This window comes from Archangium sp. (assembly GCF_036389735.1).
In the GTDB taxonomy this organism is placed as follows: domain Bacteria; phylum Myxococcota; class Myxococcia; order Myxococcales; family Myxococcaceae; genus Archangium.
In genome coordinates, this window is the sequence record NZ_DASVWK010000916.1 from 1 (window position 1) to 20480 (window position 20480).

The following is a 20480-nucleotide window of genomic DNA, read 5'->3' on the forward strand; positions in this document are numbered from 1 at the left end:
TATTCATTGGGGGACGCTGTCTGAATCGCTTGGCATTCCCCTTGCTCAATGCTCCTACGCGCCCCAACGGGGTGCCACCCCCACCGACTTCCTTTCGACCGAGAGAAACCATGCAGGCCTCCTCGTCCTTCAACTCCCCCGACTCGCTCTCGACCTACCTCTCGGAGATCAGCCACTACCCCCTGCTCACGCAGCCCGAGGAGCAGGCCCTGGCGCGGCGCTTCCGTCAGGGTGACCTGGCCGCGGGCCACCAGTTGGTGACGAGCAACCTGCGCTTCGTGGTGAAGGTCGCCTACGAGTACCGCTCCTACGGCTTCAAGATGTCCGACCTCATCCAGGAGGCGAACATCGGCCTGATGAAGGCCGTGCAGAAGTTCGATCCGGACAAGGGCATCCGCCTCATCTCCTACGCGGTGTGGTGGATCCGCGCCTACCTCCAGAACTACATCCTCAAGAGCTGGAGCCTGGTGAAGCTCGGCACCACGCAGGCGCAGCGCCGGCTGTTCTTCGCCCTGGCCCGCACCCGCCGCGAGCTGGAGAAGCTCGGCGCCAATGACGGCACCATCGTCAACGCCGAGGAGATCGCCCGCAAGCTGAACGTGAAGGCCTCCGAGGTGCGCGAGATGGAGCAGCGCATGGGTGGCCGGGATCTCTCCCTGGACGCGCCGATGGGCGAGGACGGGGACGCCACGCACCTGGACTTCGTGGAGTCCGAGGCCGCCTCTCACGCGGACGAGGTCGCCGACCGCCAGGAGGCCCAGATGAACCGCGAGCGCATCCAGCGCGCCCTGTCGCGGCTGGACCCTCGCGAGCGCTTCATCATCGAGCAGCGCGTGATGAGCGACGCGGGCATGACCTTGAGCGAGCTGGGCGAGCACTTCGGCTTCTCGCGTGAGCGCGCCCGTCAGCTGGAGATCCGCGCCAAGGACAAGCTCAAGGCCGAGCTGGCCACGCTGATGATCGAGGGCGGCTCGGAGCAGATGGCGGGCTGATCGCCCCACCTGGCTCCACCCCGAGGCGCACGGGCCAACGGCCTGTGCGCCTCTTCGCATTCGGACACCAAGAATGCCGCGTGGTCGCTGTAGGGTTGAGGCTTCATGAGCCTTCCCGACGCGACAGCCTGGCAGCTCCCCTGGCGGGGATTGGGCCTCAGCAGCAACCTCGACGCGGGGGATCAGCCCCACCCGTACCGGTTGCTCGCCGAGTCCCCCGGCCTCTTCGACTTCGTGGAGTACAGCGCGCCCCTCTCGTTCGAGGAGACGCGGCAGCACGCCTCGCTCTTCCCGGAGATGTGGGAGCGCCGGAGCGACGTGCCGGTGCTCTTCCACCCCGTGCACCTCAACCTCTACGGCCCCGAGCTGGAGCCGGTGAAGGCGCTCGAGGCCCTGGACGCGCACGCGCGCGCCGTGGGCAGCGCCTGGGTGGGCAACGACATCGGCTGGTGGCACGCGGGCGGGCAGCCCTTCCCGGGCTACCTCTACTTCACGCCGCCCTTCACCGAGGCCGGTGTCCGTGACAGCGCCGCGCACGCGCTCCACATCCAGGCGCACCTGTCCGTGCCGCTCGCGCTGGAGAACCCCGCCGCCTTCGCGAAGCGCGGCGAGCTGCACGTGCTGGATTTCATGGCCCGCGTGCAGGCACGCACCGGCCTGCCGCTGCTGCTCGACCTGGGGCACCTGCTCAGCTACCAGCTCGCGGCCGGGCTGCCCCTGGAGGCGGGGCTCGACGGCTTCCCGTTGGACAAGGTGATCGAGCTCCACATCGCCGGCGGTGTCGTCACCCGGCGGAACGGGCGCGGCTATTACGTGGATGACCACACCCAGCCCGTGCGCGAGGAACTCTTCGCGCTGCTGGAGTCGCTGCTGCCGCGCTGTCCCTCGCTGCGTGCCGTCACCTTCGAGGGGGATGGGCACCCGCCCGAGGTGGCGGCCCTCACGCTGCGCCGCCTGCGCGAACTGGTGCCCGTGGCGCCCAGGCCGCCCCTTTCCCTCACGCCCGTCCAGGAGCCCGCGCCGGCGCTCACGCGCGAGAGCGAGCCGTGGCGCCTCTTCGAGACGGGGTACGGCGCGAAGCCGGAGCCGGGGGAGGACGCGGAGGGAGCCCGTGCGGAGACGGACTTCCGCCTCGCGGTGGTGGCCGAGACGCTCGACAAGGACTGGCCGGTGTCGCGGCTGCTGCTCGCGGGGACACGGGAGGAGCTGCGCGCCTTCACCGCGTCCCGGGAGTTCCGCGAACTCTTCGAGGGGCTGGGGCGCTCGCCAGGGCACGCCTTCGCGGCCTGGGCACGGCGTCGGGTGCGCGAGCGGCCGGACGAGGGGGCCATGGCGGCGCTCTCCTTCGAGATGGCCCTGCCGAGCACCTTCATGATGAGGCCCCCTCCCGCGCCCGGGCCGGGTCAGGTGGGATTGGCCGAGGACGTGCGCGTGGGCACCTTCCCCGTGGACCTCACCGAGCTCGTCTTCGCCGCGAAGGCCCTGCGCCGCCACCTCACCGGGCGGGCCTGGGCCTGCGAGGTGCTGGACGTGAGCGGCCTGGAGTCGCTCGCGCAGGTGGCCCGGCGTCCGGCCCCGGGCCCGTGGAGCTTCGTCGTGCGGCGCAAGGGCAGGGGGCTGGAGGTGCTGGCGCCGTCGCCCTCGGTGTTGAAGGTGGTGCGCTCGCTCGCCCAGGGCCCCCGGGCAGTGGAGGAGGTGCCCTCGCCCGGACTGGCCGAGGGACTCGCCCGCGGCCTGCTGCGCGGGGGGTGAGGCTCGGGGGGAGGGGCCTCGCTTCGCTCCGAGTGAAGGGGCTTCCCGGCTGGAGACAGGAAAGGTGACCGAGCCAGGGATTCCAGGAGGCTCGGAGTGTCAGGTTTCCGACGCAGTCTTGCGCCCGCCCGTCCGCTGCGATAGTTCGCGGCCCATGTCGTCACCCCTCGTCGTTGGCATCGCTGGTGGTACCGCCTCTGGCAAGACGACGGTCGCTCGGAAGGTCCGCGAGGCGCTCGCCGACTGCCGCGTGGCCTTCATCGACCAGGACTCGTACTACCGGGACCTGTCGGACCTGGAGCTCGCGGAGCGCCGTGAGATCAACTTCGACCACCCGGACGCCTTCGACACGGACTTGCTCGTGGGGCACCTGCGCGAGCTGAAGTCGGGTCGGCCCATCCAGAAGCCGGTCTACGACTTCGTCACGTCCACGCGGCAGTCGCACACGGTGCGCGTGGATCCCGGGGACATGATCCTCATCGAGGGCATCCTCGTGCTCCACATGAAGCCGGTGCGCGACGAGATGAACGTGCGCATCTACGTGGACACGGATGACGACCTGCGGATCCTCCGGCGCCTGGAGCGCGACATCCACGAGCGCGGGCGTGACTTCGACCACGTGGTGAGCCAGTACCTGCGCCACGTGCGCCCCATGCACATGGGCTTCATCGAGCCCTCCAAGCACCACGCCGACATCATCATCCCCCATGGTGGCAACAACGACATCGCCATCGGGATGCTGGTGGGGGCCCTGCGCGCGAAGCTGCTGACCCCCGCCACCCAGCGCTGACGGGGCGGGGGTCGCTCCCCCTTACTTCTGCTGGGGCTGGGCGCGCGGGGCGTCCGCGGCCGGGGCGGAGATGCCGAGCAGCTCGACCTCGAACACGAGGGTCGCGCCGGGCGGGATGGTCGGAGGCGAGCCCTGCTCACCGTAGGCCAGCTTCGAGGGGCACACGAGCTGCGCCTTGCCGCCGACCTTCAGCTTCTGCACGCCCTCGGTCCAGCAGGGGATGACGGCGTTGAGGGGGAACTCGGCGGGCTGGTTGCGCTTGTACGAGCTGTCGAACTCGGTGCCGTTGGTGAGGGTGCCGCGGTAGTTCACCTTCACGGTGTCGGTGGCCTTGGGGCTCGCGCCGGTGCCGGCCTTGAGTTCCTTGAAGATGATGCCGGAGGGCAGCTTGACGGCGCCCTTCTCCTTGGCGGCGCTCTCCAGGAACTTCTGCCCGGCCTTGTCCTGCCGCGAGCTGGCGAGCTTCTGGAGATTGGGCCCGTACTTCTCCAACTCCACGGCCGGCTTGGCGTTGGTGAGCGAGTCCATCATTCCCTTGCGGACGATCTCGATCTCCGCCGGGCTCAAGTCGAACACCTTGATGCTCCGGCCGATCGACAGCCCGAGCGCATAGAGCGTCTTGTCGTCCTCGGTCTTGAGCTCCTGCGCGTTCGCCTGGAGCCCGGTGAGGGTGAGCAGTACCGCGGTCAGCATTCCCAATCGCATGTGTGTCTCCGCCTTTCTCTGTGGCGGCGGGAACATACTCACATCTCCAGCGCGGGGAACTCCCGACCGGCTATCTTCCCCAGTGTCCGCGCGACGGTGGCCAGGCGCAGGACGGGCAGATCCGTGGGCGAGTCACCGATGGCGAATACGGGGCGCTCGGAGATGAGCTGGCGGGTGGCGAGCACCTTGCCCTCGCCGCAGGTGCGGGGAGGCAGCAGCTCATCGCTCAACCGGCCCTCCACCTCGCGCAGGCGCAGGCCAATCACCCGCTCGATGCCCATGCGCGCCGCGGCCACCTTCCCCAGCAGCTCGGCCGAGCCCGTGAGAATCCACACCCGATGGCGCTCCGAGAGCTTTCGGGCCAGCTCGACGGTGTGGGGGTTGAGCCGGACGTCGCCGCTGTCGAGGACCTCGGTGGCGATCGCCTGGACTTCGGCGGGGCTCAGCCCGGCCAGCGCCTGGGCGGCCACGTCCCCCGCGCCGCACCAGTCGCGAGCCGCCAGCGCCTCGTAGGCGGCCCAGGGGTCGGTGGTGCCGAGGTGGGCGGCGGCCTTGGGCGGCAGTCGGTGGATCAGCCTGCGCAGCGTGGCCTCGCCGATGTCTCCGACGAGCAGGGTGTTGTCGAGGTCGAAGACGGCGTCTCCGGGCGGCAGCGCGTTCAACTGGTCGAGCAGGACGTTCATGGCCCGGACTCTAGCGGTCAGTCTGGGGCGAGTCCGCGAGGTCGTGCAGCAACAGCGCAACATTGTCGTCCGAGCGCTCGCCGTGGGCGTGCCAGACAATCGAGGCGCCCCCTGGCAGGTCGCCCTCCTCTAGAGGAAGTGCAACCGACAACGTGTCGCCGCCCGTGGTCTGGTACACGCGAGGCAGGTCTCATATCACTAGGCCCGTCATTCCCAGAGACAGGAGCAGCTCCGCGTGAAGCGTTACTTCGGACTCATCGTCGTCATTGGCGGCATCCTCATCGCCGCGGTGATGACGTACCGCACCTCCAGCGCCAGGGCGCTCGAGGCCCAGCGTGAGGCGGACTTCACCCGCATCCAGAAGGACTACCTGGAGCGCGTGGGTTGGATTCGCACCAACCCCGATCCGGCGTCCTACAACCAGGAGATCAACTCCTTCTTCAAGGGATACTTCGAGCAGGTCTCCTCGCACCAGGGCCGCTACAAGCTGAGCAAGGAGTTCGATGCGTACCTCGTCGAGCTCGACAAGCGCGGGGACAAGGACGAGCGGGCCCAGGACAAGAAGGCCTTCTACGACTACACGCGCAAGGTGTTCGACCAGATGCGCGAGGGTCGCTACAAGCCGATGTGGAGCGCCACCGACAAGGGCATGCGCCTGGACGTGCTGTCCTCGGACGTGGTGATGGTGCTCAAGAAGCCGCAGGTGCGGCTGCAGCTCGTGCTCTGGGGCGCCCAGCGCGAGGAGCGGGTGGACGGCAAGGTGAAGAAGATGGTCACCAGCGCCTCCTTCAAGACGCAGTGGAAGCTCACCGACGAGAAGGGAAAGCTCATCGGTGAGATGAACGGTGACGACCCCTCCATGAAGGTCGACTTCCCCGAGCGCTTCATCGCCGAGTTCCCCCCGCAGATGGTGCTCGGCCACTACGACATGGACCTCGTGCCCAGCGAGGTGAAGAAGATGGAGATCACCTTCAACGTGAACTCGCGTTCCACGTCGGGCGGTGACGCCACGGCCACCTACCTGTGGAAGCTGGACGTGCCCTCCGAGTGGCGGCTGGGCGCGGGCGAGACGTGGGAGGGGGCCGAGGTCTCCGAGCGCGCCGAGGAGGAGATCGATCCCTCGAAGGCGCAGAAGAAGTAGCCGCCCGGGTCAGTGGAGGCGCTGCCGCAGCGCCTCCAGGACACCGGCCACCAGCTCGGGGGGAGTCGGACCCGCGGTCCACACCCCCAGCTCGTGGTCAGGGCCCGGGCATTGAGCAGCGCGGGGCCTCCCACGAGGATGGCCTGGTGATCGCCCAGGCGCTTGCGCACCCCTTCGATCGTCCTGCGCAGATTCCCCGGGAGGGCTCGGGCTGGGCCCGTGAGAACAGGTGGGCAAGCGCTACCTGGGAGATGGCGCTCGCCAGATGCTCATGGGCCACGCCGATCCGATTGCCCCGCCAGTGCTCGCCTACCTCGCGCTGCGCCACCTGGATGACGTGGCATTGCAGCGCTGTAATCGAGACGCCTCGGGCGAGCGCCTTGTCGAGGAGGCGCAAGGCTTCCCGGAGGTTTCCCGCCAGCTGGCCTCGAGATAGCGCTCGGTGAGAGCGGCGTGCTCGCTCCCTGGTTGCGAGTATTCGCTCATGATGAAGGTGCGGGAAAGGTGTGTCGTCCCGAGGGAAACGACAGGGAGCGGGACGCTGCCTCGACCCGGAGCGGCCGTGGCGCGGACGGGTGGAGGGGTCGCCTCCTGGGTTGTGAGGAGTACATCGCGAGCGGTGCGCGTTGGCCAAGCGGAACCGCAATCGAGGGGAGCGCGAACGCGTGCACCAGTTCATTTCGCCAACCCGGGTGCTGGTGCTCATCTCGGTGCTGCTGGCGCTGGGGACGCTTCTGCTGATCCGGCTCTACCTGGGGATAGGCGTCGTGGGGGTGGTGCTGCTGGGCCTCCTGGCGACACTCGCCGCCTGGGAGGCCCGCCGACGCTGTGCGCTGCAACTCATCGCCGAGCGTAACGCCGCCGAGCTCGAGGCCATCCTGGAGAGCATTCCCGGCATGGTGCTCGTTGGGGACGCGCATGGGATCAAGCGGACGAACACGCGCACCCTGGAGATCCAGGGCCTCTCCCGGTCAGGAGAGGAGCCGATAGGCACCCTCCAGGACGTCGTGAGGCGGCTGAGGCTGAAGGACGGGACGAGTGGGGCGCCCCTCAAGCTCGAGGAGAGCCCCTTCCTGTGGGCGCTTCGGGGCCAGGTGTCGACCCGGGAGTTCCTGATACCCGGCACGGCCGGTGGAGAGGCGCGCTACCTCCGGGTGGACGCGGCGCCCGTCCGCCTCAAGGAGGAGATCATCGGGGCCATCTCCATCGGCATCGACATCACGGAGCAGAAGCGGGCGGAGCAAGCCCTCCGCGTCTCGGAGGCCCGGTTCTCGGGCATCATCTCCATCGCCGCGGATGCCATCATCTCCATCGACGAGACGGAGTGCATCGTCCTCTTCAATCATGCCGCGGAGGAGATGTTCGGCTACTCCAAGGAGGAGGTGCTCGGGCATCCGCTCGCGCTCCTCATCCCCGAGCGCCTGCGCTCCACCTACGTCCGGCAGGTGCGCGACTTCGCTTCCGGCCCGGTCGCGACGCTCTGTCCCACGCAGCGCCGCCCGGACTTCTTCGGCCTGAGGAGGACGGGCGAGGAGTTTCCCATCGAGGCCGCCTTCTCCAGGCTGGGGGCAGGCGACTCCAGGCTCGTCACGCTGATCCTCCGCGACATCACCGAGCGGGTGCGGCACGAGCGGGAGGATCACTTCTTGAGCGAGGTGGGCAACCTCCTCGCCTCGACGCTCGACGACGAGCAGGCACTCACGAGCACCGCGGAGCTGGTGGCGTGCTCCCTGGGGGACTGCTGCATCGTCGATCTGGTGGAGGAGGACGGGCAGGTGCGGCGGTTGACGGTCGCGCATCGCGACCCGGCCAAGGCGGGCCTCGCCGATACCCTGGCGCGGATGCCCTTGGAGCGGCGACGCCCCTACCTGCTGGCATCCGTGATGCGGACGCGTCGACCGGAGCTGATCTCGGAGGTGCTTCCTGGCTTCATCGAGTCCATCGCGCAGAGCGAGCAGCACCTCCAGGCCCTGCGGGAGCTCAACCCCCGCTCCTTGCTGTGCGTGCCGCTCATGGCCCACGGGCGCTTCCTGGGAGCGCTCGCGCTCATCTCCTCCCATCCCCGGCGCCGGTATGGAGAGAACGAGCTGCGGCTGGGGGAGGAGCTGGCCTATCGGGCGTCACTCTCGATCGATCATGCCCGGCTCTACCGGGCCGCGCGGGAGGCCACCCGGGCCCGGGACGACGTCCTGGGGGTGGTGGCGCATGATCTTCGCAACCCGCTGAACACCATCGTCCTGAGTGCGCAGATGCTGCTCCAGCAGCAGCCCCAGGCCCCCCTGCGTTCCATCCTCAACTCCGCCCGGCGCATGGATCGGCTGATCCAGGATCTGCTGAACGTGGCCTGCATGGATGCGGGCCAACTGGTCGTCGAGGCGCGTCCGGAGTCCACGGGACTCCTCCTCCAGGAGGCCCTCGAGGCGGCGCGCCCGCTGGCGTCGGAGGTTCAGCTCTGCCTGGAGGTTCCCCAGGCGTTACCGTGGGTGCGCGCGGATCGGGAGCGGCTCCTGCAGGTCTTCTCCAACCTGCTGGGCAACGCGCTGAAGTTCACCCCACGCGGAGGCCGGGTGGCCCTCGGGGCCAGGGTGGATGGGGACACGGTCCGCTTCTGGGTCCGGGATACCGGTCCAGGCATCCCCCCCGAGGCGCTCGAGCACCTCTTCGACCGCTTCTGGCAGGTGCGGCGAGGAGATCGCCGCGGGGCCGGGCTCGGGCTGTCGATCGCCAAGGGGCTCGTGGAGGCGCACGCGGGCCATATCTGGGTCGAGAGCGAGCCGGGCCGGGGGAGCACCTTCTTCTTCACCGTGCCCGTGGCGCATCCGGAGCCCTCCTTCCTGAGAGCCGTGACGGAGGAGCATGCGTAGGGCTCAGTTGCTCACCACGGTGAAGTGCGAGACGAGCTTGTAGGCCGAGAGCGTGCCGAACTCGTCCAGGAAGTAGAGGTTGAGCTGGGCATCGGCCTGGAGCGCCGAGAGGCCCGCTCCCGCCCGCACCTCCGCGAGCACGTTGCCGCTGTCCGGATCCACCGCGCGCACGCGCTCGCCGGGCACCAGCAGCACGCCGCGCGAGATGAGGGGGGGCAGCGCCTTGGAGAGCTGCTCGCCCGCCGCGCCCACGCGCCACTCCACCTCGCCCTCGTCCGTCATCCGCGCCGCCGCCCCGAGCGCCGACGTCACCAGTACGCCGCCCGGCAGCCTCGCCAGCGCGTACGGCCCCGGTCCCAGGTGCAGCGCCCGCTGCCAGCGCGTCTGTCCCGCCACGTCGAGGCAGACGATGACGCCCTCGCCCTCGAGCTCCCCGGCCACGAAGAGGCGCTTGCCGCTGGGCAGCGGCGTCGAGGGCAGGGCGAGGGACATCTCATAGGTCCAGGCCGCCTCGCCGGTGTGGGCGTCCGACAGCAGCAGCGCGCAGTGCGTGCCCTGGCCCAGCATGGCGACGAAGCGCCGTCCCCAGGGCACCGGCGGGCCCAGGAAGGGGAGGGAAGCGCTCATCCGGAAGCGCACCTGTCCATCCGTCAGGTCCAACCCGTAGAGGTAGCCCGAGTCCGTCGCCAGGAGGGCGCGGTGGGCCTGGACTCCCAGGTAGCTGCGCCGGGTACGCGGAGGTGCCAGGCGCCACTTCTCCCGGCCCGTCATCTCGTCGTAGGCCAGGGCGATCCGTTCATCCGCCAGGGAGAGCAGCAGCCCGTCCTGTCTCAAGAGAAGCGGGCCGATGCGCTGCCCGTCATGATCTCGCAGCCAGCGCGCTCCGGCGCCCTTGCCCTGGAAGCCGCAGACGCGTACGGCGCTCGCCGCGAGGCTGTAGCCATCCGCCGCGGCCGCCACGCCATGGGTGGCCGCCCTGCGCCACTGCTGCTTGCCCGTCTTCCGGTCGAAGGCGGCCGCCATCTGCGGCGAGGAGAACACCAGCCCCTGGCGCCCCAGCAGGAGCCGCCCCTGGTCCGCGTCCGCCAGCTTGCGCTGCTCCCACCGGCTGTCGAAGCGCAGGCGGCGCAGGCGCCCGGGCACCTGGAGTGGACGCGAGGCCCCCGGCGATGGCACCGGGCGCGCCAGGGCCGTGCCCGCCTCCTCGGGAGGTTGCGCCGCGCCGCCTCGCAGGTGCGAGAGGCCCTCCCGGCAGCGCTCCGTCAACTCCACCAGGTAGGGGTTGCCCACCAGGGCGCGCTCCCGCTCGGACATGGCCACCGCCAGCGCCTGTCCCAGGTGGAACATGGCCTCCACCAGTGCCTCGCCCTGGCCCGCCTTCAGGTCCAGCACCAGCTCGGGGCCCACCCCCGCGGGCTCCAGGGTGAAGCGGGGCTCGCCCAGTTCCACCGCCCGCGCCAGCTCCGCCGCCTGCCGGGCCAGTTCCAGCGCGGTGAGGAAGGGCGGCCCCGACGCGCGCCAGGCCACCGGCCGCTCCGGCAGGGACAGCCACACCTCTCCCGAGCTCAGCAACGAGGCCAGGGCCGGGCCCTTCTCCCGCGCCGCGCGCCGCAGCACGTCCTCCGGGTCATCCAACGCGAAGCCGAAGCCGGGCACGGAGGGCGGCGCCACCCGCTGGGTGAAGGGCTGGGGCCGCAGCTCCTCCGGGTGGAGGGAGGGCTCCTCCAGCTGCCGCAGCGCACGATCGAGCCCCTGCCTGTGCTCCTTGGAGAGTGCCCGGGGCGCCACCCGGGAGATGTCCTCGAGGAAGTCCCGGCCCCCCATCCACGTCGCCTCCGCCAGCTCCTCGGCGTCCAGCCGCAGCGGCGGGCGCAGCAGCCGGGCCGGGCGCGACAGGCTCACCACCTGCACCTCGATGTCCGCCCCCGCCCGCCGCAGCACCACCTCCAGGTGGGCCTCCACCAGCGAGACCTGGGCCAGACGCCGTCCACCCACATGCAGGGCGGCCACCGCCTCCACCAGCGCCGGGACCGTCTCCACCAGCGGTTCCTCCACCGCCCCCGGCAGAAGATTCACCCCGTCCAGCTCCAAGGAGACGGAATCGTGCGGAGAGTCGGCGGGTTCGCGTTTCCATCGATGTCCGATGCGAAAGCGGATCATCCCTTCCCCATTCGTTGACAAGCCAGAATAGCGATGGCTAGCATCCGCCGCCCATACGGACCTACATTTTTGTAACCGTTCGAAATTATTGGGGAATCGCCGATGACTTTTTATGAGGCCGCTCTCCGTATCCTGGAGAGCGAAGGTCGACCCCTCAGCTTTCTCGAAATCACCGAGAAGTCGATCGCACAGAACCTGCTGTCCCATGTGGGCAAGACGCCCGAGCTGACGATGCTGTCGCGGCTCGCGGCGATGGCCCGCCGGACGCGCGATCGCAAGGTGGTCGTCACCGCCAAGGACACCTTCGCGCTCGCCGACTGGGCGCTGCCGGAGGATGCCGAGGCGCTGGCGCTGACGGGAGTGATGGAGGTCCACCCGGAGGAGAGCCTGCCGCCCCTGCGGCCGACCGAGCGTCATCCGGATCCGCGTGCGGAGAACGCGCGCGCGGCGGGTCGAGGCACGGAGCGCGGCAAGCGCCGCCGGGACGAGGAGGAGGAGGGTCGGGGTGGCCGTCGTCGCCGCTTCCCGCCCATGCCGGAGGTGGTGTTCGAGATCCTCAGCGAGGCCGACGAGTCGCTGCGTCCCGAGCAGCTGTTGGAGCGGGTGCGCGAGAAGGAGCTGGCCCCCGAGGACACCACGGTGGAGGCGTTGCTCACCGCGCTGCTGGAGGACAACCAGCGCCGCATCGACGCGGGCCGCCGGCCCCAGTTCTCGCTGTCCAAGGAGACGGGGGCGGTGACGCTGGAGCGCGCGGGTGCGCCGAGCGAGGCGCCGCCCCTGGAGCTCCAGGCCGCGTTCGCCGCCGCGCTGGGGATTCCGCTCGAGGACGGGCGCCCGGTGCTGCCCAAGGCCGCCGGGGCCGTGGCTCCTCCCGCCGATGCGCAGGCCGATGCCGCGCTGCTGCTGACGGCGCGCACGGCGGTGAAGGACGCGCGCAAGGCCGTGGCGCGCGCGGTGCGCAAGCGCCTGGGCGAGCTGGACGTGGGCCCCTTCGAGAAGTCCGTCGTGAAGATGATGCACGCGCTGGGCTTCCGCGAGCTGAAGGTGGCCAAGCGCTCCAAGGAGGGCCCGCTGCTCACCGCGCGCAAGCGCGAGGGCAGCGTGGACCTGCGCTTCGCCATCCGCATGCTCAAGGGCACGCCCGCGGTGGAGCGCAAGGCGGTGCAGGAGCTGCGCAAGGACCTCGGCCACTACGCGGCCCAGGTGGGCCTGCTGGCGTGCGCCGGGGACGTGCGCGGCGATGCCCGCACCGAGGCCCAGGCCAGCGGCTCGCTGGTGATGCTGTGGTGCGGTGACGCGCTCGGCGAGAAGTTCCTCGAGGCCAAGGCCGCGGTGACCGTCACCACGGTGGAGATGTACGACCTCGACGAGCGTTTCTTCGAGGTGGCGAAGCTGGAGGCCGACGAGGCCCAGAAGCGCCGCGAGGAGCGTCAGCGCGAGAAGCAGGCCCGCGAGGATGCTGGCGAGACCAGCACCGGGGAGTCCGAGCCGAGCGACCCCCGCGTCGCCGAGGCCGCCGAGGAGGTCCAGGGTCGCCGCGAGAAGCGCCGGGAGGAGCGCCGCGAGGAGCGTCAGCGCGAGCGCGAGGAGCGTCGGGAGGGGCGCCGCCGCGAGCGGGAGGCCCGTGCCGCCGCCGCGCCGGGCGAGGGCACCGCGGCGCCGGGGCCGACCGCCCCCGCGCCCCTGGCCGCCGTTCCCCCCGCCGCCGCCGTGTCCGAGGAGGATCAGGGCGAGGAGGGCGACGAGGAGGGCGAGGACGAGGATCTGGAGGCCGCGAGCGCCTTCGTGGCGGGCGGGCAGCCGGAGGGAGGCGCCGAGGGTGGAGAGGGCGGGGCCGCCGGTGAGCGCAAGCGCCGCCGCCGTCGTCGTCGGGGCCGTCGCGGCCGGGGTGGCCGTCCCGAGGGAGCCCCTGGCACGCCGGGGACTCCGGGGACGCCGGGTGAGGCCGTTGCCGCCGCCGAGGGTGCCGCCGCCGCAGGAGTAGCGGGTGCCGAGGCGGCCGCCATCGTCGGGGCCGTCACCGAGGCTCCCGCCGCCGCCGCCGAGGCCATGCCCGCCGAGGGCGGAGGGGTTCCGGGCGAGGCGAGGACGGCCGCCGAGTGGCAGTCGCCCTTCCCGAGCGTGGAGAGTTCGGCCACGGCCGAGGCCCAGCGCACCGCCGCGGAGGAGTACGCCCGGGTGGCGGCGCAGAAGGCGGAGTCCGTGGCCGAGGGGGCTCGCGCTCCCTCCGAGCCTGCTCCCTCCGAGCCGGCCTCCTCCAACGAGCCTGCTCCTTCCGAGCCTGCTCCTTCCGAGCCTCCTCCTTCGGGGAGCGGCTCGCCGGAAGGCGGGACGACCTGACGTTCGCGCGCTCCACGGGTGAGGAGCGCGCCAGGGTGTTAGGGTAGGTCGGTATGAAGCCCGGCCTGCTCATCGTCCTGGTGGCCTTGTCGCTCGGCGCCTGCCGCTCGCGGGAGCCGAGCATCCCGGTGGAGCACCTCACGCTCAAGGGCGCGACGGTGGAGGACAACGGCCTGCTCGGGTGGGCCCCGTCCGACGTCCAGGGGCTCTTCACCGACCTGCTGCGCCAGAGCCGCCGTTTCGAGCTCCTCGAGGAGGGGAAGGAGAAGGGGCGGCGCGAGGAGGCGTGGTCGCTCACGCTGGAGCTGCCCTTCACGCGCGAGGCGCTCAAGGACGGCAGCGCGTTCACCTTCGCCGAGGTGGGGGCCACCCTGGTGCTGGAGCGGCGCGGGGCGGATCCCGTCCAGCGCTACCAGGTGGTGGGGCTGGGCGAGGTGCGGGTGGAGGGCAAGGACGCCGAAGCGCGGCGCAAGGCCCTGCGCGAGGCGCTCCAGCGGGCCCTGGCCCAGGTGACGGACGCGGCCTCGCTCCAACTGGCGGCGGTGGATCGGCCGGACGCGGCGCTGCTCCAGGATGTCCAGTCCCAGGACGAGCGGGTGCGCGAGTTCGCCCTGCGCGTGCTGGCCGAGCGACGCCATCCCGCGGCGGCGCCGCTGCTCATCCGCCAGCTTCAGGAAGAGGATGCGCAGCAGGTGCGCCAGGCCATCGGCGCGCTGGCGGAGATGAAGGCGCGCGCGGCGGTGCCCGCGCTGATCGATTTGATGAAGGACCGGGAGATCGGCTTCGCGCAGGAGGTCGTCTACGCCATCGGGGAGATTGGCGGCACCGAGGCCGAGGCGTACCTCTTCACCGTGGCGCAGGGGCATGATCAGCCGGATGTGCAGGCCGCGGCGCAGCAAGCACTGGACACGCTTAACGCATCACGCAAGCTGACCGCTCCGGAGGCGCGCGGTACGGACCGCGCGGAACACTGACACCTATGAAGCTCTCGTCTGTCGTCGTACGGGTGGGCCTGGGGGCCGCGCTGTCCATGGGAGTGGGGGCATGCGCCAGCCGGCAGCAGGAGGTGGTGCGGCAGGAGTCGCGGCCCTCGGACTCGCTGGCCGCGTACTACCCGCTGGCCGTGGGCAACCGCTGGACGTACCGGGTCAACGGTCGTGAGGACAAGACCGTGGACGTGGAGGTCCTCAAGGAGGAGGACGGGTACTTCCACGACAACCAGGGCGGTCAGCTCACGGTGGACGGCTTTGGCGTCCGGGATCGCAAGCGCTACCTGCTGCGCGGGCCGCTCTCGGAGGGCAACGCCTGGACGAACGTGGTGTCCGTCTCCTCCACCGAGCGCTACCGCATCCTCCAGGCGGGAGTGCCCTGCGAGGCGCCGGCCGGAGCCTTCGCCCACTGCGTGCGGGTCGAGGCGCGCAACCGCGTGGACGCGAATACCACGCTCGTGAACACGCTCACCTTCGCCGAGGGCGTGGGACTGGTGCGCATCGACGTGTCCGCCGAGAAGGCCGACGGCGAGCGTCTGCCGCAGACGTGGTTGGAGCTGGCCTCGTACAAGTTGCAGCGCATGGGCCGCTGACAGGACAGGGGAGGGTAGACATGAGGGAGATTGGCATCGCCCTGCTGGGGTTGGGCAACGTGGGGCTGGGGACGTACCGCATCCTCAACCAGCACGCGAAGGACATCGAACGGCGCCTGGGCGCGCGGGTGCGCGTGCGACACGTGCTGGTGCGCGACCAGGGCCGGGCGCGGCCCGAGGACGTGCCCGCCTCGCTCCTCACCCACGACATGAAGGCCATCCTCGCGGACCCGGAGGTGGCGGTGGTGGTGGAGCTGATGGGCGGGCTGAGCCCCTCGCGCGAGTACCTCGAGCAGGCCATCTCCTCGGGCCGCCACGTGGTGACGGCGAACAAGGCGCTGCTCTCCGCGCACGGCGAGACGCTCTACACGCAGGCGCTGGCGCGCGGGGTGGACGTGCACTTCGAGGGGGCCGTCTGCGGCGGCATCCCCATCATCCGCACGCTGCGCGAGGCGCTCGCGTCGGACCGGGTGGAGTCCCTCACGGGCATCGTCAACGGCACCACCAACTTCATCCTCTCGGCCATGGCGGACGAGGGGGCCACCTACGGGGACGCGCTCAAGCGGGCGCAGGAACTGGGCTACGCGGAGGCCGATCCCACGCTCGACGTGAGCGGCATGGACGCGGCGCAGAAGCTGTGCCTGCTGGCCTCGCTGGCCTTCTCCGCGCGCGTGTCCCCCGAGTCCATCCTCGTGGAGGGCATCACCAGCCTCACCCCGACGGACATCGCCTACGGGCGCGAGGCGGGCTACGTGCTCAAGCTGCTGGCCCGGGCACGCCGGGCGCCCGAGGGCATGGACGTGCGCGTGCACCCGGCCTTCATCCCCGCCGCCAGTCCCCTGGCGGACGTGCGGAGCGCCTTCAACGCGGTGCTGCTCCAGTCGGTGGCGCTGGGGGCCTCGCTCTACTCGGGCCGGGGCGCCGGGGCGATGCCCACCGGCAGCGCCGTGGTATCGGACATCATCGACACCTGCCGCAACCTCCTGGCCGGTGTCTCCGGGCGCCTGCCCCTGCCGTGCGCGCCGCACGTGCAGGACGTGCCCCTGCTGCCCTCGGGCGAGCGCCGCGGGCCCGCCTACCTGCGCTTCTCCGTGAGCGACGAGCCGGGCGTGCTGGGGCGCATCGCCAGCGTGCTGGGCGAGAAGGGAGTGAGCATCAACTCGGTGCTCCAGCGCCCCCCGCGTCCCGAGGACAAGCACGCCACCATCGTCGTCTTCACCCACGACACGCGCGAGTCGGACGTGATGGCCGCGGTGAAGTGGATCGACTCGCTGCGCAGCACCCGGGCGCCCACCCAGGTCATCCGCATCGAGGAAGGCCCCGGGGTGCTCCTCTAGGCTGGTCGGAGAGTAGCCAGGCGATCATCCGAGGGCGGCCTGTCCGGAGGGGGTGTTGAAAGCCGGGCCGCTCGTCCCTACCCTGGGGACCCTTTTTCCCTGGAGGGCCTCTGGATGGGTGCCATCGAGAACGCCGAGCAGACGCAAGAGGAATTGATCCTCGGCTTCCTGGCGGACGGGCGTGACGAGTACACCTCGGGCGAGGCGCTGTCGGCCAAGCTCGGCTTGTCGCGCACCGCGGTGTGGAAGCACGTGGAGTCGCTGCGCGGCAAGGGCTACCGCATCGACGCGGTGCCAGCGCGGGGCTATCGGCTGGTGGACGTGCCGGATCGGCTCACGGCGCTGGAGCTGGCGCCGCTGCTGTCCACCCACCACCTCGGGCAGAGCATCCATTTCCACGAGTCCGTGCCCTCCACCAACGCGGCCGCCTTCCGGCTGGCCTCGGAGGGGGCCGAGCACGGCGAGGTGGTCATCACCGAGCAGCAGACGGCCGGCAAGGGCCGCCGGGGCCGCACGTGGGTGTCGCCCTCGGGGCTGAACCTGTACTTCTCCGCCATCCTCCGGCCAGAGCTGACGCCGCAGCACGCCCCCGAGCTCACCCTGGTGGCCGCGGTGGCGCTCGCCGAGACGCTGCGCGAGGCCGGTGCCGATGCCCTCATCAAGTGGCCCAACGACGTGCAGATCAACGGCCGCAAGGTGGCGGGCATCCTCACCGAGCTGTCCGCCGAGCCCGAGCGCGTGCACTTCGTGGTGCTCGGCATCGGCGTCAACCTGAACGCCGGCCGTCAGGACTTCCCGCCCGAGGTGGCCGACACCGCCATCTCGCTCTCCGAGGCCCTGGGCCGGCGCGTCAACCGCGCCCTCTTCACCACCGACCTCTGGGGCCGCCTGGAGGAGTGGTTGGACCTGCACCACGAGGTGGGCTTCGACCCGGTGCGCGAGCGCTGGAAGGAGCTGTCCTCCACGCTCGGCCAGGACGTGCTGGTGCGTACCGACAGGTCGGAATTGCGCGGTATGGCTGAAGATATCGACCCGACTGGAGCGCTGCTCGTGCGGACGGCGGAGGGCTCGCTGGAGCGGGTGTTCGCCGGGGATGTGGAGCAGCTGCGCCCCCGGGTGACGAAGCGCCCCGAATAGGGGGTATGGGGAGCGGCTTCGCGCTAGACTGGGCGCGAGCCATGCTTCTCGCGATCGACGTCGGCAACACCAACACCGTGCTCGGGGTGTACGACGGGAAGAATCTCCTGGACCACTGGCGCCTGGAGACGAGCACCCGACGCACCTCGGACGAGTACGGCATCCTGCTGCGTCAGCTCTTCCAGGTCAGTGGGATCGATCCGGGGGTGGTGCGCGCGGTGGCCGTCTCGAGCGTGGTGCCGCCGCTCCAGTTCAACCTGGAGCGGATGAGCGAGCGCTACTTCAAGACGCGCCCCATGTTCGTCGGGCCCGGGGTGAAGACGGGCATGCCCATCCTCTACGACAACCCGCGCGAGGTGGGCGCCGATCGCATCGTCAACTCGGTGGCCGCCTACGACAAGCACCACCGGGGCGTCATCGTCGTGGACTTCGGCACCGCCACCACCTTCGACGCGGTGACGCCCAGGGGCGAGTACCTCGGCGGCGCCATCTGCCCCGGCATCAACATCTCCATGGAGGCGCTCTTCCAGAATGCCTCCAAGCTGCCCCGGGTGGAGTACTCCCGGCCGCCCCACGTGGTGGGGCGCAACACCGTGCACTCCATCCAGTCCGGCCTCGTCTATGGCTACGTGGGCATGGTGGATGGCATCTGCACCCGCATGCAGGCCGAGCTCGGCTTCGAGGCGCGGGTGGTGGCCACGGGGGGCCTGGCGCCCCTGGTGGCCAGCGAGTCCAAGGTCATCCACGAAGTCGACGAGTTCCTCACGCTCGAGGGGCTCCGCATCATCTACGGAAGGAATCACGCCGCATGAGCACCACCGCCTCCTCCGCCTCCGCTCCCCAGCCTGTCCCGGCTCCTCCTCCCGGCTGCCCCATCAACGCCGAGTTCCTTCCGCCCAACATGCGCAAGCACGTGGATCCGGCCGCCCCGCCGCCCCTGCGGATGATGGCCGCCAAGGCCCTCGTGCCGCTGGCGCCCGCGGACATGCTCGGCGCCCTCTTCATGCTCACGTTCGATCCGGACGCGGGCGTACGCGAGACGGCCTCCAAGACGGCCGCCGCCCTCCAGGACCGTTTCTCCGCCGGCCTGCGTGACGAGCACGTCGCCGCTCCCGTCCTGGGCTTCTTCCTCAAGCTGCTGCGCGCCAAGGACGTCTACGCGGAGATGCTCGTCCTCAACCCCACCACGCCCGACGAGGCCGTGGCGGACGTCGCTCGCGACTGCAGCGCGAAGATCGCGGAGATCATCGGGCAGAACCAGCTGCGCGTCCTGCGCCACGAGGACATCGTCCGCAACCTCTGCTCCAACCCCAACGCCAGCCCGGCGCTGATCGACAACGTCTGCGACTTCGCCGTGCGCAGCGGACTGGTCGTCGCCGACGTGCCCCAGGTGCAGGCCGCCCGCGTCCGCGTCTTCGGGCCCCAGGCCGCTCCTCCCGAGCCCGGCCCCACCGCCGAGGAGATCCTCAAGGAGTTCCAGGACGTCGTCGCCACGGATAAGCCCGAGGAGGAGGAGGGCGCTGCTCCCATGGAGGAGGCCAAGAAGCTCAGCCTCACCCAGCGCATCATGAAGATGAGCATCGCCCAGAAGATCAAGCTCGCGACGCTGGGCAACAAGGAGGCGCGCAGCTTCCTCATCCGCGACACCAACAAGCTCGTCTGCACCGCCGTCATCCGCAGCCCTCGCATCACCGACGGCGAGGTCCTCTCCTGCGCGGCCAACAAGGCCGTCAACGAGGAGGTGCTGCGCATCATCTACAGCAGCCGCGAGTTCACGAAGAACTACAAGATCAAGATGGCCCTGCTGAAGAACCCCAAGCTCCCGATGTCCGTGGGCATGAAGTTCCTCGGCACCCTGCGCGAGAACGACCTCAAGGACCTCAGCCGGGACAAGAACGTCCCGTCCGCCCTCCAGAGCATCGCCAAGAAGATGATCGACAAGAAGAACGAGCCCAAGAAGGAAGAGAAGTAGGGCTCGGCTCGGCTCACCCGTCCCTCTCCCGGTGGGAGAGGGGTAGGGGAGCGGGTACTGCTCTCAGGCGACGGCTTCCTCGTCGCCCTCCACCGCCGGCTGCTCCTCCAGCAGTTGCGCCGCGATGGCCAGCGCCTTCTTCGTCTTCTCGCGCAGCTTCTCGTCGGACTTGATGCGCGCGTACAGCTTCGCCACCCGGTCCTCGTTGCGCGCCACCGACTCCTCCATCTCGCCGATGCGCTTGCGCAGCTCGTCCGCTTCCTGGCTCGCCTGCGCCTGCACCTGCTCCAGCTGCCCGCGCAGCTCGTCCGCCTCGCCCCGCGTCGCCGCCAGGTCCGCGTCCAGCTGCTCCGCGCGCGCCCGGAGCTCTTCCAGCTCGGCCGACTGCGCCTGGTACTGCTCCACCTGCGCCTGGTACTGCTCCATCTGCGCCTGGTACTGCTCCACCTCGGTCTGAAGCGCCGTCGCACGGGCCGTGGCGCCTCGCGCCTCCTCCTTGGCCGCGGTCAGCTGCTGCTCCACCCGCTTGCGCTCCGCCATGAGCTGATCCGCCTTCGTCTTCAGCGTCTTCAGCTCCGCGTCCTTGCGGGCGGCCTCGTCCGTGGCTCCATTCGCCTGCTGCTCCAGCGCCAGCGTGCGATCCTGGATCTCGACGATCTCCTGCTCCTTCTGGTTCAGCTCCGTCTTCAGCCGGAGGATCTCCCGATCCTTGCGGTTGGAAGCCTCACGCAGCGCCAGCGTGGCCTGATCGTTCTTGCCGGAGGAGGCCTTCACCGTCTCCAGCTCCGTCGACTTCGACTCCAGCTCGGCCTCGAGCTCCTGCACCCGCGACTCCGCGGTGCTGGTCTGGCCGCGCGCGTCCTCGAGCGCACCCTCCAGCTCGGCCACGCGGGTGCGCAGGTTGCGCAGCTCGGCCGCGTCCGCCGCGGACATGGCCGGCGCCACGGGCGTACTCGTCACGGGCCGCGTCGGGGTCGTCACGGCCGCGGGGCGGGCCGCCGGGGTGGGCGCGGCGACCGGAGCGG

Annotated in this window: 16 protein-coding genes and 1 pseudogene; 12 read left to right on the plus strand and 5 right to left on the minus strand. The window is 70.5% G+C overall.

Features of this window, described 5'->3' with window-relative positions; all coding sequences use genetic code 11:
• The first annotated feature begins 110 nt into the window (after nt 1-110).
• The 3 genes from VF794_RS32520 (at nt 111) to udk (ending at nt 3534) form a co-directional block, all read left to right on the plus strand.
• Nucleotides 111-992 carry an RNA polymerase factor sigma-32 gene (locus VF794_RS32520; protein ID WP_331117003.1) on the plus strand — a complete coding sequence of 294 codons (882 nt, stop codon included), beginning with the start codon at nt 111-113 and terminating at the stop codon, nt 990-992.
• A gap of 105 nt (nt 993-1097) precedes the next feature.
• A complete protein-coding gene (locus VF794_RS32525; RefSeq protein ID WP_331117004.1) occupies nt 1098-2744 on the plus strand; it encodes a DUF692 domain-containing protein in 1647 nt (548 codons plus the stop codon).
• A 154-nt stretch (nt 2745-2898) separates the two neighbouring features.
• The gene (gene udk / locus VF794_RS32530) at nt 2899-3534 is read left to right on the plus strand and encodes a uridine kinase (protein WP_331117005.1); all 636 of its coding nucleotides are present in this window, start codon (nt 2899-2901) and stop codon (nt 3532-3534) included.
• Nucleotides 3535-3555: 21 nt separating this feature from the next.
• Here the strand turns inward: udk and VF794_RS32535 are convergent, their stop codons facing one another.
• A complete protein-coding gene (locus VF794_RS32535; RefSeq protein WP_414640994.1) occupies nt 3556-4239 on the minus strand; it encodes an FKBP-type peptidyl-prolyl cis-trans isomerase in 684 nt (227 codons plus the stop codon).
• Between the two features lie 38 nt (nt 4240-4277).
• Nucleotides 4278-4922, minus strand: coding sequence for an HAD family hydrolase (locus VF794_RS32540; RefSeq protein ID WP_331117006.1), 645 nt, complete (start codon nt 4920-4922; stop codon nt 4278-4280).
• A 235-nt stretch (nt 4923-5157) separates the two neighbouring features.
• Here VF794_RS32540 and VF794_RS32545 point away from each other — a divergent pair, with 235 nt between their 5' ends.
• On the plus strand, nt 5158-6063 hold the full coding sequence (locus VF794_RS32545) for a hypothetical protein (RefSeq protein ID WP_331117007.1): 906 nt from the start codon (nt 5158-5160) through the stop codon (nt 6061-6063).
• A gap of 97 nt (nt 6064-6160) precedes the next feature.
• Here VF794_RS32545 and VF794_RS32550 read toward each other — a convergent pair whose 3' ends face one another.
• Nucleotides 6161-6769: a B12-binding domain-containing protein gene (locus tag VF794_RS32550; protein WP_331117008.1), complete on the minus strand. Its 609-nt coding sequence runs from the start codon at nt 6767-6769 to the stop codon at nt 6161-6163.
• On the opposite strand from VF794_RS32550, the gene VF794_RS32555 reads away from it, so the two are divergent.
• Entirely contained in the window at nt 6729-8927 is a 2199-nt protein-coding gene (locus VF794_RS32555) for a PAS domain-containing sensor histidine kinase (RefSeq protein WP_331117009.1), read from the plus strand. The genes VF794_RS32550 and VF794_RS32555 overlap by 41 nt on opposite strands.
• 3 nt (nt 8928-8930) lie before the next feature.
• Here VF794_RS32555 and VF794_RS32560 read toward each other — a convergent pair whose 3' ends face one another.
• Nucleotides 8931-11087, minus strand: coding sequence for a PQQ-binding-like beta-propeller repeat protein (locus VF794_RS32560; protein ID WP_331117010.1), 2157 nt, complete (start codon nt 11085-11087; stop codon nt 8931-8933).
• A 102-nt stretch (nt 11088-11189) separates the two neighbouring features.
• Here VF794_RS32560 and VF794_RS32565 point away from each other — a divergent pair, with 102 nt between their 5' ends.
• The 7 genes from VF794_RS32565 to VF794_RS32595 all read left to right on the plus strand — a co-directional run bounded on the left by VF794_RS32565 (nt 11190) and on the right by VF794_RS32595 (nt 19455).
• Entirely contained in the window at nt 11190-13427 is a 2238-nt protein-coding gene (locus VF794_RS32565; protein ID WP_331117011.1) for an HTH domain-containing protein, read from the plus strand.
• Between the two features lie 53 nt (nt 13428-13480).
• Nucleotides 13481-14401, plus strand: coding sequence for a HEAT repeat domain-containing protein (locus VF794_RS32570; protein ID WP_331117012.1), 921 nt, complete (start codon nt 13481-13483; stop codon nt 14399-14401).
• 5 nt (nt 14402-14406) lie between these two features.
• Nucleotides 14407-15009, plus strand: coding sequence for a hypothetical protein (locus VF794_RS32575; protein WP_331117013.1), 603 nt, complete (start codon nt 14407-14409; stop codon nt 15007-15009).
• A gap of 20 nt (nt 15010-15029) precedes the next feature.
• Nucleotides 15030-16346, plus strand: a complete 1317-nt coding sequence (locus VF794_RS32580; RefSeq protein ID WP_331117014.1) for a homoserine dehydrogenase — start codon at nt 15030-15032, stop codon at nt 16344-16346.
• Between the two features lie 114 nt (nt 16347-16460).
• Entirely contained in the window at nt 16461-17483 is a 1023-nt protein-coding gene (locus tag VF794_RS32585) for a biotin--[acetyl-CoA-carboxylase] ligase (protein ID WP_331117015.1), read from the plus strand.
• A 41-nt stretch (nt 17484-17524) separates the two neighbouring features.
• Nucleotides 17525-18295 (plus strand): type III pantothenate kinase, encoded by a 771-nt coding sequence (locus VF794_RS32590; RefSeq protein WP_331117016.1) that lies wholly within the window; start codon nt 17525-17527, stop codon nt 18293-18295.
• Nucleotides 18292-19455, plus strand: coding sequence for a hypothetical protein (locus VF794_RS32595; RefSeq protein WP_331117017.1), 1164 nt, complete (start codon nt 18292-18294; stop codon nt 19453-19455). Before VF794_RS32590 ends, VF794_RS32595 begins: the two co-directional genes overlap by 4 nt.
• 63 nt (nt 19456-19518) lie before the next feature.
• Here VF794_RS32595 and VF794_RS32600 read toward each other — a convergent pair.
• Nucleotides 19519-20480, minus strand: a pseudogene (locus tag VF794_RS32600) (hypothetical protein); the annotation flags it as partial.

What these genes read in the sequence shown, in the direction of transcription:
- VF794_RS32520 (WP_331117003.1), top strand. Translation starts at nt 111, where the DNA reads ATGCAGGCCTCCTCGTCCTTCAACTCCCCCGACTCGCTCTCGACCTAC.
- VF794_RS32525 (WP_331117004.1), top strand. Translation starts at nt 1,098, where the DNA reads ATGAGCCTTCCCGACGCGACAGCCTGGCAGCTCCCCTGGCGGGGATTG.
- udk (WP_331117005.1), top strand. Translation starts at nt 2,899, where the DNA reads ATGTCGTCACCCCTCGTCGTTGGCATCGCTGGTGGTACCGCCTCTGGC.
- VF794_RS32535 (WP_414640994.1), bottom strand. Translation starts at nt 4,239, where the DNA reads ATGCGATTGGGAATGCTGACCGCGGTACTGCTCACCCTCACCGGGCTC.
- VF794_RS32540 (WP_331117006.1), bottom strand. Translation starts at nt 4,922, where the DNA reads ATGAACGTCCTGCTCGACCAGTTGAACGCGCTGCCGCCCGGAGACGCC.
- VF794_RS32550 (WP_331117008.1), bottom strand. Translation starts at nt 6,769, where the DNA reads ATGAGCACCAGCACCCGGGTTGGCGAAATGAACTGGTGCACGCGTTCG.
- VF794_RS32560 (WP_331117010.1), bottom strand. Translation starts at nt 11,087, where the DNA reads ATGATCCGCTTTCGCATCGGACATCGATGGAAACGCGAACCCGCCGAC.
- VF794_RS32565 (WP_331117011.1), top strand. Translation starts at nt 11,190, where the DNA reads ATGACTTTTTATGAGGCCGCTCTCCGTATCCTGGAGAGCGAAGGTCGA.
- VF794_RS32570 (WP_331117012.1), top strand. Translation starts at nt 13,481, where the DNA reads ATGAAGCCCGGCCTGCTCATCGTCCTGGTGGCCTTGTCGCTCGGCGCC.
- VF794_RS32575 (WP_331117013.1), top strand. Translation starts at nt 14,407, where the DNA reads ATGAAGCTCTCGTCTGTCGTCGTACGGGTGGGCCTGGGGGCCGCGCTG.
- VF794_RS32580 (WP_331117014.1), top strand. Translation starts at nt 15,030, where the DNA reads ATGAGGGAGATTGGCATCGCCCTGCTGGGGTTGGGCAACGTGGGGCTG.
- VF794_RS32585 (WP_331117015.1), top strand. Translation starts at nt 16,461, where the DNA reads ATGGGTGCCATCGAGAACGCCGAGCAGACGCAAGAGGAATTGATCCTC.
- VF794_RS32590 (WP_331117016.1), top strand. Translation starts at nt 17,525, where the DNA reads ATGCTTCTCGCGATCGACGTCGGCAACACCAACACCGTGCTCGGGGTG.
- VF794_RS32595 (WP_331117017.1), top strand. Translation starts at nt 18,292, where the DNA reads ATGAGCACCACCGCCTCCTCCGCCTCCGCTCCCCAGCCTGTCCCGGCT.